The organism is Mesorhizobium sp. M0815, from assembly GCF_040319995.1.
Classification (GTDB): domain Bacteria; phylum Pseudomonadota; class Alphaproteobacteria; order Rhizobiales; family Rhizobiaceae; genus Mesorhizobium.
Genome location: NZ_JAMYOU010000001.1, coordinates 446633 through 463515, shown reverse-complemented (window position 1 = coordinate 463515; position 16883 = coordinate 446633). Strand labels below are relative to the sequence as shown.

General features: G+C 62.0%; 17 protein-coding genes. 8 read left to right on the top strand and 9 right to left on the bottom strand.

Annotation, left to right across the window (positions count from 1 at the left end; all coding sequences use genetic code 11):
- Positions 1-206 precede the first annotated feature (206 nt).
- The 3 genes from NKI01_RS02205 to NKI01_RS02195 all read right to left on the bottom strand — a co-directional run bounded on the left by NKI01_RS02205 (position 207) and on the right by NKI01_RS02195 (position 2606).
- Positions 207-1118 (bottom strand): fatty acid desaturase, encoded by a 912-nt coding sequence (locus tag NKI01_RS02205; RefSeq protein ID WP_245278621.1) that lies wholly within the window; start codon positions 1116-1118, stop codon positions 207-209.
- Between the two features lie 47 nt (positions 1119-1165).
- Positions 1166-1948, bottom strand: a complete 783-nt coding sequence (locus NKI01_RS02200) for a formyl transferase (protein ID WP_023719934.1) — start codon at positions 1946-1948, stop codon at positions 1166-1168.
- Between the two features lie 82 nt (positions 1949-2030).
- Positions 2031-2606: a DUF4893 domain-containing protein gene (locus NKI01_RS02195; RefSeq protein ID WP_023719935.1), complete on the bottom strand. Its 576-nt coding sequence runs from the start codon at positions 2604-2606 to the stop codon at positions 2031-2033.
- A gap of 122 nt (positions 2607-2728) precedes the next feature.
- Here NKI01_RS02195 and NKI01_RS02190 point away from each other — a divergent pair, with 122 nt between their 5' ends.
- The gene (locus NKI01_RS02190) at positions 2729-3643 is read left to right on the top strand and encodes an NAD-dependent epimerase/dehydratase family protein (RefSeq protein WP_352961684.1); all 915 of its coding nucleotides are present in this window, start codon (positions 2729-2731) and stop codon (positions 3641-3643) included.
- Between the two features lie 4 nt (positions 3644-3647).
- Here the strand turns inward: NKI01_RS02190 and NKI01_RS02185 are convergent, their stop codons facing one another.
- Positions 3648-4277, bottom strand: a complete 630-nt coding sequence (locus NKI01_RS02185; RefSeq protein WP_023719937.1) for a DUF1638 domain-containing protein — start codon at positions 4275-4277, stop codon at positions 3648-3650.
- A gap of 64 nt (positions 4278-4341) precedes the next feature.
- On the opposite strand from NKI01_RS02185, the gene NKI01_RS02180 reads away from it, so the two are divergent.
- The gene (locus NKI01_RS02180; protein WP_023676507.1) at positions 4342-4482 is read left to right on the top strand and encodes an entericidin A/B family lipoprotein; all 141 of its coding nucleotides are present in this window, start codon (positions 4342-4344) and stop codon (positions 4480-4482) included.
- Positions 4483-4563: 81 nt separating this feature from the next.
- Here NKI01_RS02180 and NKI01_RS02175 read toward each other — a convergent pair whose 3' ends face one another.
- Positions 4564-5262 (bottom strand): cobalamin B12-binding domain-containing protein, encoded by a 699-nt coding sequence (locus NKI01_RS02175; protein WP_023676506.1) that lies wholly within the window; start codon positions 5260-5262, stop codon positions 4564-4566.
- 308 nt (positions 5263-5570) lie between these two features.
- Between NKI01_RS02175 and NKI01_RS02170 the strand changes: the two genes are divergently transcribed.
- Together NKI01_RS02170 and NKI01_RS02165 are read left to right on the top strand one after the other, a co-directional pair.
- Entirely contained in the window at positions 5571-7145 is a 1575-nt protein-coding gene (locus tag NKI01_RS02170; protein ID WP_023719938.1) for a trimethylamine methyltransferase family protein, read from the top strand.
- A gap of 89 nt (positions 7146-7234) precedes the next feature.
- On the top strand, positions 7235-7921 hold the full coding sequence (locus NKI01_RS02165; RefSeq protein ID WP_031194270.1) for a hypothetical protein: 687 nt from the start codon (positions 7235-7237) through the stop codon (positions 7919-7921).
- Between the two features lie 45 nt (positions 7922-7966).
- Here the strand turns inward: NKI01_RS02165 and NKI01_RS02160 are convergent, their stop codons facing one another.
- Positions 7967-8248, bottom strand: a complete 282-nt coding sequence (locus NKI01_RS02160) for a hypothetical protein (protein ID WP_031194271.1) — start codon at positions 8246-8248, stop codon at positions 7967-7969.
- A 304-nt stretch (positions 8249-8552) separates the two neighbouring features.
- Here NKI01_RS02160 and NKI01_RS02155 point away from each other — a divergent pair, with 304 nt between their 5' ends.
- Both NKI01_RS02155 and NKI01_RS02150 read left to right on the top strand, forming a co-directional pair.
- Entirely contained in the window at positions 8553-9113 is a 561-nt protein-coding gene (locus tag NKI01_RS02155) for an RNA polymerase sigma factor (protein ID WP_023719942.1), read from the top strand.
- Positions 9114-9115: 2 nt separating this feature from the next.
- Positions 9116-11236 (top strand): vWA domain-containing protein, encoded by a 2121-nt coding sequence (locus tag NKI01_RS02150; RefSeq protein ID WP_352495950.1) that lies wholly within the window; start codon positions 9116-9118, stop codon positions 11234-11236.
- Positions 11237-11383: 147 nt separating this feature from the next.
- Here the strand turns inward: NKI01_RS02150 and bmt are convergent, their stop codons facing one another.
- A complete protein-coding gene (gene bmt / locus NKI01_RS02145; RefSeq protein WP_023719944.1) occupies positions 11384-12400 on the bottom strand; it encodes a betaine--homocysteine S-methyltransferase in 1017 nt (338 codons plus the stop codon).
- An 88-nt stretch (positions 12401-12488) separates the two neighbouring features.
- Positions 12489-13331: a helix-turn-helix domain-containing protein gene (locus NKI01_RS02140; RefSeq protein ID WP_023719945.1), complete on the bottom strand. Its 843-nt coding sequence runs from the start codon at positions 13329-13331 to the stop codon at positions 12489-12491.
- Positions 13332-13559: 228 nt separating this feature from the next.
- Here NKI01_RS02140 and NKI01_RS02135 point away from each other — a divergent pair, with 228 nt between their 5' ends.
- Positions 13560-14570 (top strand): fatty acid desaturase, encoded by a 1011-nt coding sequence (locus tag NKI01_RS02135; RefSeq protein ID WP_352856316.1) that lies wholly within the window; start codon positions 13560-13562, stop codon positions 14568-14570.
- Positions 14571-14653: 83 nt separating this feature from the next.
- Positions 14654-15454 carry a phosphate/phosphite/phosphonate ABC transporter substrate-binding protein gene (locus NKI01_RS02130; RefSeq protein ID WP_023719947.1) on the top strand — a complete coding sequence of 267 codons (801 nt, stop codon included), beginning with the start codon at positions 14654-14656 and terminating at the stop codon, positions 15452-15454.
- A gap of 109 nt (positions 15455-15563) precedes the next feature.
- Here the strand turns inward: NKI01_RS02130 and NKI01_RS02125 are convergent, their stop codons facing one another.
- Positions 15564-16877: a M24 family metallopeptidase gene (locus NKI01_RS02125; protein WP_352640497.1), complete on the bottom strand. Its 1314-nt coding sequence runs from the start codon at positions 16875-16877 to the stop codon at positions 15564-15566.
- Between the last annotated feature and the right edge of the window lie 6 nt (positions 16878-16883).

Below are 16883 nucleotides of genomic sequence, written 5' to 3'. Positions count from 1 at the left end.
CCAATCGAACACACAAACGATGCTCTACCATCTAACTCCGCTGCATCGTGCCCTCCGAAGATCGATTCCGATCCTTTTGGCCGATGCAGTGGTTTCGAGCATTGCCGGAAGCGCTGTTGGGCTGCTTGTTATGGGACGACGCGGGGGCCTTCAAAAGCGACGCAATCGACGGCCGCGGCCGAAAGCGGAGTCTCTTCCAGCACTGGTCAGCCGGCGCGGCCATCGAAGCTGCCGACCAGTTTCCTGTGGAAGCGCACGTAACCTCGTTCGGTCGTGCGTAAATGCTCCGCGATGATCTCATGGAAGCGCGGCAGGCGATGGAAGGGAACGGCCGGATAGGAATGGTGCTCGGAATGGTACGGCATGTTCCAAGCCACGAAGCGCACCAGCCTTGTGGTGAAGGTGGTGCGGGTGTTCTCGAGCATGTTGGCGACATGCGGGCACAATGCGTGCTCGGCCAGCAGGTAGGCCCGCAAAAACGGCTGTGCGACCAGCACCGGCACGATCCAGACCCACAACAGCAGCGCCGACTGTGCGGCGAGCGATGCGGCCAGCAACACCGCATAGCCGATCAGGAACAGCCGCGCTTCAATAACCACCTTGCCGCGGCCCTTTTCCGGCACAAAGCCGTCGCGGTTGCGGCCCGCCGCATTGGTTGCGATCACACGAGCCATGCCTATCCAATAGGGGCCGCCGGACAGATAGCGCAGATATTGGCTGATGGTCTCCGGCTTCGGCGCCATCAGTTCGGGGTCGTTGTCCGGGTCGTGGGTGTGGCGGTGATGGGCGAAATGGAAATAGCGGAACCATGCGGGCGGCAGCAGGATCAAGAAGCCGGCCACGGCGGCAACAGCGCGATTGAGCCACGCCGTTCTGAACGCCGTTTCATGGATGGTCTCGTGCAACAGCGTGAAGAAGAAGACGATCAGGATCCCCTGCGGCAAGACGAGAAGCGGCCAGAACGGGATGCGGGCGGCGATCAGTGCGCCCAGCACGACAACCAGCCCGCCATGGACGGCCAGCCGGACAATGCCTGGCCCGTCGACCCGGGCGGTGAGGTCGCGACGTTCCTCAACCGAAAGACCGGCAATGATGGTGCGGTGGTCAATGTCGCTCATGATGCAATGTTAGCGGCGGGTGGCTGTCGGGTAAATCGGCGCGCGTGTCACCAGACGCCGTTTCTTATCCCGGTCCAGAGATAGAACCAGACCGTCGGATGATACCATTGTCTCGAAGGCAGACCGGGATCGACCGTGCCGAGCTTGCCGGCCAGCGCATCCCTGACCGCCTCGACGCAGATGTCGCGCGAGAATGCCGCCTGCCGCAACGCGTAGCTTGAAATAGTGTCGCTAGGTTGGGGTTTGCCGCGTGCCTGCCGCAACACCCCGCCAGTGTCGACGCCGGCGTCGACCAGATGCACGGTGGTGCCGAAGTTTTCCGCATCGCCTGAAGCCAGCGCCCAATAGCCGCCGTTCATGCCACGATATTTCGGGGCGATGCCGGCATGGTAGTTGAGGACCGGGCAAGGGATTTTCGCCAGCGTCTGCCGCGACAGCAAGCGGCAGCCGGCGAGCAGCACGACACCCGGCTGGATTTTCTCGATCGCCTGCAGGCACTCCGGCGCGTTGGCCGACGAGACCTGGACGATCTTTTGCCCAGGCTTCGGTTCGGTTTGCAGCTTTTGCTCGGCGGCGAGCCGTGCTGCGTGGCCGGCGAAGAAGCGCTTGCCGAGCCGGGTCAGCATCATCGTGCCGAGTTGACCGATGGCCGAGGTCCAGCCTTGCCGCCGCGCCCGCCCGAGAAGCAATTGCCTTTTGGATTCAGGGGTTTCGAGGATGACGCTGACAGGCGCGAGGTGGTCGGCGATGGCGTTGACGATCGCCCAGATATGCGGGCCGCCTTCGGTGACGACGACGATCGGCCGTTGGTTTGTTTTCGACCGTGCCATGCTTCGCGACCCCCGCAAAGAGCTGTTCTTTGTGCGCGAATGCTAGGTTGACCGGGTTAACCCTTGGTGATCGGGGGCGGGCTCAGCGCTTGAATTCGAGGATGTCGAGCTTCGATTCGTAGTGGGGCGCCGGGAACTCGATGCGCCATTCGCTGGCGCTGTGGCGGAAGGCATAGCCGACCTGATCGCTTTCCGGGCCGCTGCCGTAGGGCTTTGCCGGATCGTCGTTGACGTAGAAGGAACCTAGATAGATCGCGCGTTTCTCGCCATCGTCGAAGAAGCGGCCCTTGGTGCGCTGCGAACCGGTGATCTTTTCCAGTCTCCAGCCGGAACCGTCGTCGCTCACCTTGCATTTGAACCAGCCATAGATGACGAGCGGGCTCAATCCGCCGGCCTTGATGGTGCGGCATTGCCAATTGCCGGTCAGGTCCTTGTCGGAGAAGGAAACCAGCGGCTTTGCCAGCAAGGCGTCGAGCTGCTTGACCTCGGCGGGATCGCCGGCCTTCGCCTCGTCAAGCGCTGCCTTGCGCGTCTCGCCATATTTGTCGAGGCGCGCCTTGTCGGCAGCGGTGATCAGCTTCTGCACTTCGCCATCGGCGAACGCGGGCAACGTCAAGCAGAGGACAGCTGCTACGGCAAACATAAGGCGAGCGATCATTGGTGGCGTTTTCCCTTTTGATGACTGGAGCAGCCTGTTTTCTTGTCTGGCGCATACCTTAATGTTTCGCCGCGCTCTGTCATCCTTGCTTGAGCATCGACAGCAGAAACGAGGTGGAAAGAATGCGGATCTTGCTGACGGGATCGTCGGGTTGGCTGGGCAGGGCCTTGGCGCCACGCCTGCGGACTCTCGGCCATGACGTCACTGGCCTCGATCCCGTCCCATCCTCGGAAACGCGAATCGTCGGCTCAGTCGCCGATCGCGACCTGGTCATGAGGGCGGTCGAGGAGAACCGCATCGAGGCCATCATCCATAGTGGCGCGCTGCACAAGCCTGACATCGAACATCATCGCAACGAGGATTTCGTCGAGACGAATGTGCGCGGCACGCTCAACCTGCTCGATGCGGCGGCAACTTTCGGCGTTCAGCGCTTCATCTTCACGTCGACGACATCGCTGATGATTACCCAGGCCATCCGCGCCGGCTTGCCCGGCAGGGCGGCTTGGCTAACGGAAGACATGTCGCCTGAACCGCGCAACATCTACGGCGTGACAAAGCTTGCGGCGGAACATCTTTGTCGGCTCTACCATATCCAGTTCGGCCTGCCGGTGATCGTACTGCGCACCGCCCGCTTCTTTCCCGAAGCAGACGATATGGCGCATGTGATCGAACAGTCGGACGCCAACACCAAGGCCAATGAGCTGTTGTTTCGCCGGCTGACGGTGGAGGATGCTGCCGACGCCCACATCGCTGCCTTGGAGAAAGCGCCGCAATTGGGCTTCGACACCTTCATCATCTCGGCGCCGACACCTTTCCAGCCCGACGATTGCGCGGCATTGATCGCCGACGCACCGTCGATCGTCGCGCGCTATTTTCCGGATTATCCGGCACGCTACTTGAAGAAAGGCTGGACGATGTTTTCGTCGATCAACCGGGTCTACGATGCGTCCCGGGCGAGGGACCGGCTGGATTTCGTCTGCAAGACGAGCTTTGCCGATGTGCTCGCTGGGCTCGAAGCTGAAGAAAACGGTGCCTAAAGTGTCAGGCCAGGGCTGAGGCCCCAGCTAGTTCCTTCGTCAGGTCGCCGTAGCCGGTCGAGCGGCGCTCATAGGCGAGGCCGAGCATTTTCGCCGCCTTTTCGGCGACCTTGTCGAGTTCCGGGTCGTCGGTCTGGGCGATGTAGATCAGCTTCTCGTAATTGCCGAAATAGTCCTTGATCAGCTCCGGGTGCTTGTCGAGGCCGAGCGGCTTCATGAAGAAGGCATCGAATTGCCGGCAGAGGAAATCGGTCATGTAGAACGACATCATGTCGTCATCGGCAACCTTCGCATAGGCATCCATGCCTTGGTAGAAGGCAAAGCAATGCGGCCCGGCCATGCGCTCGACGCCATGCTTCTCGCAGATCCGGTCGAGCAGGCCACCCGTGCCGCAATCGGCATAGCCGACGAAGATGTGTTTGTAGCCGTCAGCCCTGGCCTTGGCGATTGCCTTGTCCATGGCCGGCGCAATGCGGTCCGGATAGAAATGGAACTCCGCCGGGAGGCAGGTCAGGTCGAGATGGTCGAGCCCGAGCTGCTCCTTGACCGCCAGAACTTCGCGCGCAATCATCCCGCAGGCGATGACGAGCAGCCTGTCGCCTTGATCGGATTGTTGTTTTCGCGCGGTAGTCATGGAACCAGTCTAATCCATCTTCGTTGCTGTCCAGCGAATTTATATTCTGAGGGAGACACCAATCATGAAATTGTTCCGCGTTGCGCCAATCGCTATTCTCGCCTGCGCCCTGGCTGTTTCGGCCTGCGCCAACACGGTGCGCGGCGTCGGTAAGGATATCAAATCCACTGCGAAGGCGGTTGACGATACCGTCAAGAAACCCTGATCTGCACGATTTCAAACATTTGGGAATAAAAAAGCCGCACTGCAAGGCGCGGCTTTTCTCGTCGGTGCCGAATTTATTGACTCAGGCCGAAGCGCGGACGTTGTGCTTGCGCTTCATGAAGTCCTTGGCGGTCTCGACCGCCACCGCGGCGTCGCGGCAATAGGCGTCGGCGCCGACGGCTTTGCCGAATTCCTCGTTGAGCGGCGCGCCGCCGACCAGCACGACATAATCATCGCGAATGCCTTTTTCCTTCATCGTATCGATGACGACCTTCATGTAAGGCATGGTCGTCGTCAGCAGGGCCGACATGCCGATGATGTCGGGCTGATGCTTTTCGATGGCATCGAGATATTTTTCGACCGCATTGTTGATGCCGAGGTCGATGACATCGAAGCCGGCGCCTTCCATCATCATGCCGACGAGGTTCTTGCCGATGTCGTGGATGTCGCCCTTAACGGTGCCGATCACCATCTTGCCCTGCTTCGGCGCGCCGGTGGCGACAAGCAACGGACGCAGGATGAACATGCCGGCCTTCATCGCGTTGGCCGACAGCAGCACTTCCGGAACGAACAGAATGCCGTCGCGAAAATCCTCGCCGACGATGCGCATGCCTTCGACCAGAGCCTCGGTCAGCACCTTGTAAGGCGCCCAGCCGCGCTCGAGAAGGATGTTGGTGCCTTCCTCGATTTCTTCCTTCAACCCATCATAAAGGTCGTCGTGCATCTGCTGCACCAACTCGTCGTCGGAGAGTTCCGAAAGGATGATCTCGTCGTCGGCCATTTTTTCTCAGGCTCCTTGCCGGCTACAACTATCGCGGCAGCTTAAAAATATCGCGCCATTACCTAACCCGCGCGGGCCGGTTGTCCATAGCTGATTTGCGACTTCCCGCAAAACGAAAGCGACCGTAAATCTCTTGGAATTCTTGTCGATTTTGCGACAGGCGTTGGCGCTGGCGGGCCGTTTCGAATAAGGTGCATGGCTACGATCCGGCCAGAGACCGCAATATGCGGCTGCAAATGGATTTCAGGCCGGAACAAGAGCCCGGCCAAAGCAAATCAGGCCAGAACGAAAGCCAGGGAAGAACGATTATGAGTGAGAACGCGCCGGTCGATCAGGAAGCGTCAAACGCACGGCGCGGGCGCGCTGCCAGCGGTGGCGCCGCAGCGCGCCGGGCTGCACGTTCGGGCGGCGGCCCCGGTACACAGCTCACCTATATCAAGCGCAAGATCAACGTCTATGAAGTGCTGGACGAGGAAGGCCTGGCGCTGATCGAAAAGAACACCGACACGGTGCTGGAAGAGATCGGCATCATCTTCCGCGACGACGCCGAGGCACTGCAGCTTTGGAAAGAGGCGGGCGCCGACGTCAAGGGCGAGCGGGTGCATTTCCCCAAGGGCCTCTGCCGCTCGCTGTTGAAGACCGCTCCGTCCGTCTATACCCAGCACGCCCGCAACGGCGAGCGCTCGGTGCAGATCGGCGGCAACGCGACCGTGTTCGCGCCGGTCTATGGACCGCCCTTCGTGCGCGATCTCGACGGCGTCAGGCGCTACGCGACGATCGAGGATTTCCGGAATTTCGTAAAACTTGCCTATATGGCGCCATCGATCCACCATTCGGGCGGCACGGTTTGCGAGCCGGTCGACGTGCCGGTCAACAAGCGCCATCTCGACATGGTCTACAGCCATATCAAATATTCGGACAAGCCGTTCATGGGCTCGGTGACCGCGCCCGAGCGCGCCGAAGATACGGTGGCGATGGCCAAGATCGTGTTTGGTGACGATTTCGTCGAGAACAACACGGTGTTGACCAGCCTGATCAACGCCAACTCGCCGATGGTCTTCGACGAGACCATGCTGGGAGCGCTGAAAGTTTACTCGCGCCATAACCAGGCGTGCATCGTCACGCCGTTCATCCTTGCCGGGGCGATGAGCCCGGTGACGGTCGCCGGCACACTGACCCAGGTTTTGGCCGAGGTTCTGGCCGGGGCGTCGTTCACACAGCTGATCCGGCCGGGTGCGCCGGTACTGTTCGGCACCTTCGCCTCGTCGATCTCAATGCAGTCGGGCGCGCCGACCTTCGGCACGCCGGAGCCGTCGCTGGTCTCCTATGGCGCCGCCCAGCTTGCTCGCAGGCTCGGGCTGCCGTTCCGCACCGGCGGCTCGCTTTGTGCTTCGAAAATCCCCGATGCGCAGGCGGCCTATGAGAGCGCCAACACGCTGAATTCGACGATCCTCGCCGGCACCAATTTCGTGCTGCATTCGGCCGGCTGGCTCGAGGGCGGGCTCGCCTCCTGCTACGAAAAGTTCATGATGGATATCGACCAACTCGGCATGACGCAGAAGTTCTCCGAGGGTGTCGACCTGTCGGAAAACGGTCAGGCGATGGATGCCATCCGCCAGGTGGGTCCGGGCAGCCATTACCTCGGCTGCGATCACACCCAGGCCAATTTCCAGACCGCGTTCTACCGCTCCAACATCGCCGATAACAATTCCTACGAGCAGTGGCTGGCCGAAGGCGAAAAAACCGCGCCGCAGCGCGCCAACGAGCTCGCCCGCCGCTGGCTGGAGAGCTACGAGGCGCCTTATCTCGACCAGGGCATCGACGACGGGCTGAAGGACTTCATCGCCAGGAAGAAGGCGTCGATGGCCGACGCCTTCACCTGAAAGGAGCCCGAATCAGGCGGGGCTAAAGTCGCCAACATCATCCACAAGGAAGTCTGGCGGAGCGCCTTCTCCGACCCGGACAAGAAGGGATGATTCTCGAGCGCGGCATGGTCGAAACCATCGCGGCCGCGCTTTCCGCCCACGGCCTCATCCTGCGCGGCGGCTTCAATTTTGCGGGCGGTGAGGGGACACCTTCCGGTCTCTCCGGCGCCGCCGCCAGATCCGTCCTGCTGGTGGGGCAGGCAGGCGCCGCACCTTGGCCGCACTTCCTGCGCTGGTTGGAGAAACAGTCACAGCCGATCGACGATTCGCTCGACAGATGGTCGCGCGGAGTGATCGGCGCTGTGGCCGAAAAATTCGGGGCACGCGCGGTGTCACCGTCCGACAGGCCTTATCTGCCGTTCCAGCAATGGGCGATGCAGGCGGAGGGGCTGAAGCCGTCGCCGCTCGGCATCCTCATGCATCCGCAATACGGGCTCTGGCATGCCTATCGCGGCGCGCTGTTGTTCGAGAACGAGATTGCGCTCCACGAACGTCGCGACGTGATTCACCTTTGCGACACATGTTTGGAAAAACCTTGCCTGAAATCCTGTCCGGTCGCGGCTTATTCTGCGGATGGTTTTGTGCATGAAACCTGTCTGGCGCATGTGCGTGGGCAAAACGGCGGACCTTGCCGGACCGGCGGCTGCCTTGATCGCAACGCCTGTCCTTACGGCATCGATTATCGCTATCCGGCCGAGGTTCAGGCCTTTCACATGGCAGCATTCGCGCGCTAGCCAGACAAGACCCCGCTGCACGCAAAGACGTCGACCGTTCCGATCTCAGGATTTTTGGCCGAAAGCCAGCCCCGCCGCGTGAAAGAGACCCATCAGCAGCACCCCGATGGCACCAGAGACCAACGAGACGATGGGATACTGTGCGAAGTTGGCCCCGTACGCGAAGAGGGCCACCACGAAGCTCGCCCAGCCGGCTATCAGATTGGGCACGGCGGAGTTACCGAAGACGCACGGGTAGGAACCCTTGGTTATCCCACTCACGAAATGTGGGACGCCATTGGCGCCAAAAACACCCGCGAAAAAAGCAAGGAATGCCGTCAGCCACATATGAGCTCCGTCCCTTGGCAAATTGAAGCGCGCCGTTCACTTCAGGCCGCCATAGCATGGCAGGCAGTCGGCGAAATTGTGCACAAAGCCAGCGTAAAGCAACCCCGATACGCATTTGTGAACGTGGCGGCTCCACATAGTGCCTTCGATGCAGCCGGCGCCGAACGCCACTGGGAGCGGCTGACGATGCTGTTTGCGGAGACGCTCGGCCAAGGCGCGCCAACCATTACGACGTGACTGCCCGCCAAAAAATTCTTCCCATCACCCAAGGAATCGCCATTAGCCTTCGTCCAACAGGCAAATGATGGCGATGATGCTGGACGAAAGCGAAGCCTCCGACGCCGAACTGATCGGGCGGGCGAAGGGCGGAGACAGGGGTGCTTTCGGCAAGTTGCTTGAAAGGCACTACGGTTTCGTCTATCGCGCCGCCTATCGCTGGTGCGGGAAAAAGGCCGACGCCGAGGATATCGCCCAGGAAGTGTGCGTTCGGCTCGGCCGGGCGATCCGCGACTATCACGGCAGCGGCGCCTTCACGACGTGGCTCTACACCATGACGCTGAATGCGGCGCGCGACATGATGCGCAAGACCGCCCGCGATACGGCCAAGACCGAGGCCTATGGCGCCTATGCGCTGATTTCGGGGGAAACCTCGTCCGAGGCGGAAGACCCGGTCGAGGCGCTCTGGGCAGCGGTGCGCAAGCTGCCGGACAAGCAGCGCGACGCGGTGCTGCTGGTCTATGGCGAAGGGCTGAGCCACGCAGCCGCCGCCGAGGCGATGGCGATCTCGGAGACGACGGTTTCCTGGCACATCCATGAGGCGAAGAAACGGTTGAAGACGCTGATGCGTTCAGCCGGGGAAGTGTGACCATGGTCGACGACAAGCAACTGAACAGGCTGCGCGATATCGCAGCACCGGCGCCTGACGCGGATGCAAAGGCGCGTGCCCTCCAGGCCGCGCTGCGCGCCTATGACATGGAAGAAAAAACTTTACCGGCCGCCCAAGGATCGGCAGGCGGGCTTCGTCTCACAGAGCGAGCACAAAGGCTCTGGAGCGAAATCATGCAAAAGAAACTCTTCGCCACGCCGGCCATTGCCGGGCTCGTTGCCCTGCCGATCGCCGGATACGCCACCATCTATATGCTTGGGGAATCCAAATTCGGCGGGCCCGAATTCGGCGGCGACGATAAGATCACCGAAACGCTGGCTGACAAGCCGGCGACCGTCAAACCGCCGGTTGTTGCCGAAGCAGATAAGCAGAAGAAGGCGGACGCCGACAGCGAAAGCCGCGACGCCGGCGAGGCGCTTGTGGCGCCGACATCGCCGCCGAAAGCGGAATCGACCGCGGTCGGCGGGTTGACGCAGCAGGATGTGCTCACCCGCAATGCACCCGAACCGGCGCAGAGCGGCGAGTTTGCGCTGGATGGCGGTGCAAACTCCGTGGCTCCGGCAGTCGATGGTGGCGCGCGGGTCGGACGCATGCCTGGCACGGTTGCCGAGTCCAAGCTGATGGCACAGCAGCCTGCCGCTGCGCCGGCCGACCAGATGCTGCCGCGAGAGGAAAACCGTGACCGGGTCGAGGATTTCAAGACCAATCCGGTGCATGCCGCACTCGAAGACCCGGTCTCGACGTTCTCTATCGATGTCGACACCGCTTCCTATTCCTTCGTCCGGCGCTCGCTGAAGGAAGGTTTTATCCCGCAGGCCGATACGGTGCGCGTCGAGGAGATGGTCAACTACTTCCCCTATGACTGGAAAGGCCCGGACTCCGCCTCGACGCCGTTCAACTCGACCGTCAGCGTCATGCCGACTCCGTGGAACGAGCACACCAGGCTGATGCATGTCGCCATCAAGGGTTTCGACGTGAAGCCGGCCGAGCAGCCCAAGGCCAATCTGGTCTTTCTGATCGATGTGTCGGGCTCGATGAACGAGCAGGACAAGCTGCCGCTCCTGCAGTCGGCCTTTCGGCTGCTGGTCAACAAGCTGAGACCCGACGATACCGTCTCGATCGTCACCTATGCGGGCGATGCCGGTACCGTGCTGGAGCCCACCAAGGCTTCGGAAAAGGACAAGATCCTCGCTGCCATCGACAACCTGACATCCGGCGGCTCGACGGCAGGCGAGGCGGGCATCAAGGAAGCCTACAGGCTGGCGCAGAAATCCTTCGTCAAGGACGGTATCAACCGGGTGATGCTCGCCACCGATGGTGATTTCAATGTCGGCCAGACCGACGACGACGACCTGAAGCGGCTGATCGAAAAGGAGCGCAAGACAGGCGTGTTCCTGTCGGTGTTCGGCTTCGGCCGCGGCAACCTGAACGACCAGATGATGCAGACCATCGCCCAGAACGGCAACGGCACCGCCGCCTATATCGACACTTTGGCGGAGGCCGAGAAGGTGCTGGTCGAGGATGCCTCCTCGACACTGTTCACCATTGCCAAGGACGTGAAGATCCAGGTCGAGTTCAACCCGAACAAGGTCTCGGAATACCGGCTGATCGGCTACGAGACCCGCGCCTTGAACCGCGAGGATTTCAACAACGACCGCGTCGACGCCGGCGAGATCGGCTCAGGCCATTCGGTCACCGCGATCTACGAGATCACGCCTAAGGGCAGCGGCGGCGAACAGATCGATCAGCTGCGCTATGGCCAGGCCTCGGTGAACAATGGCGGTGTCGCCAATGCCGACGAATATGCCTTCGTCAAAATCCGCTACAAGCTGCCGAACGAGGACACTTCGAAGCTGATCACCACGCCGGTGACGTCAGCCAACGAGGTGGCGTCGTTCGACCAGGCCAGCACCGACCAGCGTTTCTCCGTTGCCGTCGCTGCCTTCGGCCAGAAGCTGCGCGACGAGGATGCGACCGCGAAGTTCGGCTACGACAAGATCATGGAGATTGCCACCGCCGCCAGAGGAGCCGACCCGTTTGGGTACCGGTCCGAGTTCCTCTCGCTTGTGCGCCTTGCCTCGGCGCTCGGCGGTAACCGGTAGTGGCAATGATGGCCGGTTTCTTTCAGATGGGATCGTTCTGACAGGGGGAACCGGCCTACGGGCGGGTGAGGCAGGCCGGCGAGGGAAACCTTGCCGGCCTTTTTTCGTGGCTGCACCGCTTCGCGGACCGCGTCGCAGCCGAAAGCGTCAGGCGCGTCCGCGGCGCCGTTCGCGGCGGGCTTCGCTGGTCTCGGCGACGTTGACCGTCGCCTGCTTGTTGCGCATCGGGCCGATGCGTTCGACGATCTGCTCGACGGTCGGGCGATCCGACCTGGTGTGCGCATCGAGCGCCTTGCGCATGGCGGCAAGGTGCTGGAACGAGGTACCGCAGCAGCCGCCGACGATCTTGGCGCCGGCATCGACGGCCAGGCGCACATAATCGGCCATCAGCTCGGGCGTGCCCGAATAGTAGATCTCGGCACCGCGAAATTCGGGGATGCCGCAATTGCCCTTGACGATCACCGTTGCCTCGGGCTTCGCCTCGGTCATGTCGAGCAGCGAAGCGAGAATATCGGAGGCGCCGACACCGCAATTTGCGCCGACACCGAGCGGCGTCTGCGACAGGCCGTCGACGACACCGTGGATGTCCTTCGGCAGCAGCCCCATCATGGTGCGGCCGGCGGTGTCGAAGGAGCCGGTATAGGTATAGGGCAAGCCGACGCGGATGGCGGCTTCGGCGGCGGCACGGATCTCGTCCGGCGCCGACATGGTTTCGATCCAGGCGACTTCGGCGCCGCCGGCCTTCAGGCCCTCGATCTGCTCGGCAAAGGCCTCGACCGCCTCGTCATAGGTCATGGCGCCGAGCGGCACCAGCAATTCGCCGGTCGGGCCGACTGAGCCGGCCACGATCACCTTGCGGCCGGCCTTGCCGGCGACGGCGCTTGCGATCTCGGCGGCGCGCTTGTTCAGTGCGTGGACGCGGTCCTGCGCATGGTGCAGCTTGAGCCGATGGCGGGTCCCGCCAAAAGAGTTGGTCAGGATGATGTCGGCGCCGGCATCGACAAAGTTCTGGTGCAGGCTGGTGATGGTGTCGGGCGCGGTCTCGTTCAAGAGCTCAGGAGCCTCTCCGGCCTCAAGGCCCATCGCGAACAGATTGGTGCCGGTGGCGCCATCGGCGAGCAGGACGCCCTTTTCGGCAAGCAGAGCGTCGATCGGATTGGTCATGTGAAATACGCCTTCCCGGAAGAATAACTGAGATAAGGATATAAAGAATTCTTTATGTGCCGTCAATGTCGACACGGAGAGCAACCGGTCAAAATCGCATCTCCGCCAGCTTTCGTGTGAAGCTGGCCGCTTCATGCGCGTTGACGTCCGCGGCACGGATCAGATTGTCGAAATGGCTGGTCAGGATGCGGATCGGCTGCGTGGCGTTCAGCACCAGATACATGTCGCCGACGTAAATGGCTGCGCGATAGGGCCCGAAGATGGTGTACGGGATCGAATAGCGCATCCGCCCGTCATAGAGAAACAGGCGGAAGGTGGGATAGAGGTCGTCGAGTAGCGTCGCCATGTGCAGGAGCTGCTGGTGGCGGTCGGCCTCCGGAAAGCGGTCCCACACGCCCAGCCCGCGCGCGAAGATCTCCAGCGTGTGGCGCGGCATACAGACTTCCATGTCGGTTTCGGGCCGTCGGTTGTAGTCGATGCGGTACTGCGTTTCGCCGGCCTGTGCCTCGCGGCTCTTGTTGGCGATGACGGCTTCATAGTCGACAAGCGCCTCGGTGCGCAGAAGATCGGGAATGCCGGCCGGGACGTAGCGGATTTTCGTTCCCGCCGCCTCGGCATGCCAGCGAGCCAGCAGCGTGCGGTCGAAGCCGTCCGGCGCCTCCTCGATCTCAAGGCTCTCGCGGATTTCACCGGTGACGCCCTCGTCCTGGCTGAGGCCGAGCAGCCAGTCGAGCGAGACTTTGAATTCGGCGGCGATGTTGAGCAGCGTTTCGGCGCGGGGAAGGCGGGTCGAGGCGCCGGAGAGCAGCTGCGACAGCGCCGAACGGTCGATGCCAACCGCGGCGGCGAAGGCCGACTGGTTCAGATCGGACCTTGTCAAGAGCATTTTCAGGCGCTCGCGAAAGATCGTCGACAGGTCGCGCTTGTCCAAATCGCCACCCCACCCGATAGGAGGAAAAATTTGCGCTGAAGCCGCGAACGCGGAGCTTCAGGCGTAAATGAATCCGGTGCGTTGTTTACAATGCATAACATATGCAGCTGAAAATGCGCAATCGCAACAGTTTGTGCGCTTTATCGCGTTGCAGCAATGCAACGCTCCTGACACAATGCTGTCAGGAATCAAACGGGTTCCGGCGACTGGAAGGCAGTGGTCGATAGCATGACGAGCATGGGCAACAGGCGACATGGCGCGGCGACCATCGAATGGCCGACGGTGTTTCTCGCACTTTTCTGCTACGGCGGCTGGCTCGCTACCGGCTTTCTGCTCTGGCCATCCTACCCGCTGTTGGCGCTCGCCCTTCTGGCCCTGATTGCGGCGCTGCAATCCTCGCTGATGCACGAGGCCCTGCACGGCCACCCAACCCGGAACGCGCGGCTCAACGAAGCAGTTGTGTTCCTGCCGATTGGCCTTGTCTGGCCGTTTCGCCGGTTCAAGACCATTCATCTGCGCCACCATGCAGACGAGCGCCTGACCGATCCGCTCGACGATCCCGAAAGCTATTACAAGGCGCTCTGGCAGCACGAAGAGCTGCCGTCGGCTATGAAGTTCCTGCTGAACGTCAACAACACGATGCTCGGGCGTTTGGTGCTCGGTCCGTGGCTCTCCTGCATCGGCTTCTTCATCGACGACGCCAGGCAGGTTGCCGCGGGCGACAATTCCATCTGCAAGGCATGGCTGCTGCATGCGATCGGCCTCGCCGTAGTGTTGCCTGTCGTGCAGTTCGGCTTCGGCATGCCGTTGTGGCTCTACATACTGGTGCCGGTGTGGCTTGGGCAGTCGCTGATTTCGATCCGCACCTACGCCGAGCATCAATGGTCTGAACATCCGGAAGGCCGCACGATCATCGTCGAGCGCTCGCCGCTGTCCTTCCTGTTCCTCAACAACAATCTGCATTTCGTCCATCACAAGAGCCCGACGGTGGCCTGGTACAGGCTGCCGAAGCTGTTTCGCGACCGCCGCGACGAGTGGCTGCGGATGAACAATGGCTACGCCTATCCGAACTATTTCGCGCTGCTCAAGGCCTATGCCTTCAAGGCGAAGGAACCGATCGTCCATCCCGTGCTGCGGCGCATGCCGGAACCAGGACGCGCGTTCAAGCCGCGCGTCAGGGCACGCAGCCTCAATGGGCTTGGCAGCGCACCGGTACCCGCCGAGCCGCCGAAGGAATGATCCTCGCGGCATTGCAGGCGCTGCCGCGCGGGCAACGCTTTCCTGACCTTGTCAATTTCCCTGCATAACGGTCAAATCCCGGCATGAGCGAATTCATTGCGGCTTTGCCGATGTACGACTGGCCGGAAGCGCGGGACGAGGTCGACGCAGAATGGGCGCGGCTGCGCGATGCTTTCAGACAAAAAGGCATCGATGCGCCGGAGACGATTATCCGCCGCAATGGCGATTTGCCCCCGGTGCCTGGCGGTATTCGCGACGATAAGGGAAAACTCATCGCGCCCGATCCGGCGACATTGCCGCTGGACGAACTGGATTTTCACCGGCTCTGGCTGCACCCGGCGCTGCTCTTTGCGCAAACCTGCTGGGGACCGATGGAACTCGGCCTGTCGCAGCGTGTCCACCTCGTCGGCCAGCCGCGCTACGACGCCTTTGAGGGCGGACAGGGCGAACTCTATTCGAGCGCCATCGTCATGAGGGCGGGCGAGGCACCGCCGGCAAGGTCGCCGGCCGACGGCGGCGCCGTCATTCCGCTCGATCAGCTTCGCGGCAAACGTTTCACCTTCAACAGCCTCGATTCCATGTCGGGCATCATCGCGCCGACACGCGACCTGCAAGCACTGGGCGAGAGTTTGGATATCTTTTCCGCGCTGAGCGAAAGCTGGGGGCACCGCGCTTCGATTGTTGCTGTTGCCGAGGGCAGGGCCGACGTCGCGGCGATCGACTGCGAGAGCTGGGCGCTGGCGCAGCGTTTCGAGCCTGCAGCGCAGAAGATGACGGTCGTCGGCTGGACAAGGCGGCGCAAAGGATTGCCGTTCATCACGGCCAGCAGGACGCCGGAAACGATCGTCGCCATGATGCGCGAGGCGATCGAGGCGCTCACATAAAGCGCGTCGCGTCCGGTCGGCCTCATGCGACGCGCTTTAAATTCTTGTTTTACGCATGTCGTTATCGCAAAACCGCTGCACACTTTTGCGCGACATGCATTAGGTTCGCTCAGCCCCCAAGCAGCCGATTGTCGAGCGGATAGGTCGAAAGCTTCTCGTTGCCGGTGTCGGTGATCAGGATCTGTTCCTCGATCTTGACGCCTTCGTAGGCGCCAAGCCTGCCGATGTAGCTCTCGACGCACAGCACCATGCCTGACACAAGCACGCCGTCCGGCGTGTCGTCGGTCCAGTCGCCGGCATGCGGCAATGTCGGGTATTCGTCGGCCAGGCCGACGCCGTGATAGAGCACCCCGTAGCGCGCCGGGAAGCAGTCTCCCGGCGGCACCGACGAGCCCTCGACGAGATCGCGGAAGGATATGCCCGGCCGCATCAGTTCGGTGTTGTGGGCGATCTGGTCGGCAGCGATCTGAAACAGGTCACGCTGTTCCTGCGACGGCGGCGCGTCACCGCAAAGCCAGGTGCGCGACAGGTCGGCGCAGAAGCCGTAAGGACCGATCAGGTCGGTGTCGAAGGCGACGAGATCGCCGGCCTCGATCGTCCGCGACGAACACTCCTGGAACCACGGATTGGTGCGCGGACCCGACGACAGGAGCCGGGTTTCGATCCATTCGCCGCCGCGCGCGATGTTGCCGCGATGGAGTTCGGCCCACAATTCGTTCTCGGAAATACCAGGTCTCAGCGCCTGCTCCATCTCGCCCATCGCCGCCTCGCAAGCGACGATCGCCCGGCGCATGGCAAGGATCTCGTCGGGCGATTTGATCAGCCGCGCATTTTCCATCACCGCCTCGCCATTGCCGGTCGAAATGCCGAGACGGGCGAGTTCCTCGATGCCCTCGGGATTGATGTGATCGACCGCGATACGGCGATTGCCGCCGCCATGTTCCAGCACCAGCTCGGCGATGCCGGCTGCCCAGCGGCGGACTTTTTGCCCGGTCAACTCGCCGCTGTAGAGATACGCCCACGACACCGCCGGCCGCACCTCGTCGACGACGCCGGAATGGTCGGAAAGGTGCTCACAGGAAAAATAGTCGAACAGTACCACCGGCCCATCGGTGGCGACGAAACAATGCCTGGTCGGATTGTGCGCGACCCAGAGCTGCATGTTGGTCGCATCGGTCGCGTAGCGGATGTTGACCGGATCGTAGAGCAGGGCTCCCGCATAGTCGCGGCGCTTCAGCTCGGCGCGGATGCGCTCGAGCCGGTATCGGCGCATGGCGCGCAAGTCAGGAGCGTCAATACCCGCCGCCTGCCACTCGGCTTCCGCCAGCGCACCATAGCCCAGCAGATGCTGGTTGAGTTCAGCGGCCTTCAGGCGCGATTTTTTGCGCAGCGCATCGATCGAGTCCTCCGGCTCGAACGGCATGATCTT

Coding starts and splice junctions, on each gene's coding strand:
- NKI01_RS02205 (WP_245278621.1), bottom strand. CDS start 1,118: ATGAGCGACATTGACCACCGCACCATCATTGCCGGTCTTTCGGTTGAG.
- NKI01_RS02200 (WP_023719934.1), bottom strand. CDS start 1,948: ATGGCACGGTCGAAAACAAACCAACGGCCGATCGTCGTCGTCACCGAA.
- NKI01_RS02195 (WP_023719935.1), bottom strand. CDS start 2,606: ATGATCGCTCGCCTTATGTTTGCCGTAGCAGCTGTCCTCTGCTTGACG.
- NKI01_RS02190 (WP_352961684.1), top strand. CDS start 2,729: ATGCGGATCTTGCTGACGGGATCGTCGGGTTGGCTGGGCAGGGCCTTG.
- NKI01_RS02185 (WP_023719937.1), bottom strand. CDS start 4,277: ATGACTACCGCGCGAAAACAACAATCCGATCAAGGCGACAGGCTGCTC.
- NKI01_RS02180 (WP_023676507.1), top strand. CDS start 4,342: ATGAAATTGTTCCGCGTTGCGCCAATCGCTATTCTCGCCTGCGCCCTG.
- NKI01_RS02175 (WP_023676506.1), bottom strand. CDS start 5,262: ATGGCCGACGACGAGATCATCCTTTCGGAACTCTCCGACGACGAGTTG.
- NKI01_RS02170 (WP_023719938.1), top strand. CDS start 5,571: ATGAGTGAGAACGCGCCGGTCGATCAGGAAGCGTCAAACGCACGGCGC.
- NKI01_RS02165 (WP_031194270.1), top strand. CDS start 7,235: ATGATTCTCGAGCGCGGCATGGTCGAAACCATCGCGGCCGCGCTTTCC.
- NKI01_RS02160 (WP_031194271.1), bottom strand. CDS start 8,248: ATGTGGCTGACGGCATTCCTTGCTTTTTTCGCGGGTGTTTTTGGCGCC.
- NKI01_RS02155 (WP_023719942.1), top strand. CDS start 8,553: ATGGCGATGATGCTGGACGAAAGCGAAGCCTCCGACGCCGAACTGATC.
- NKI01_RS02150 (WP_352495950.1), top strand. CDS start 9,116: ATGGTCGACGACAAGCAACTGAACAGGCTGCGCGATATCGCAGCACCG.
- bmt (WP_023719944.1), bottom strand. CDS start 12,400: ATGACCAATCCGATCGACGCTCTGCTTGCCGAAAAGGGCGTCCTGCTC.
- NKI01_RS02135 (WP_352856316.1), top strand. CDS start 13,560: ATGACGAGCATGGGCAACAGGCGACATGGCGCGGCGACCATCGAATGG.
- NKI01_RS02130 (WP_023719947.1), top strand. CDS start 14,654: ATGAGCGAATTCATTGCGGCTTTGCCGATGTACGACTGGCCGGAAGCG.
- NKI01_RS02125 (WP_352640497.1), bottom strand. CDS start 16,877: ATGCCGTTCGAGCCGGAGGACTCGATCGATGCGCTGCGCAAAAAATCG.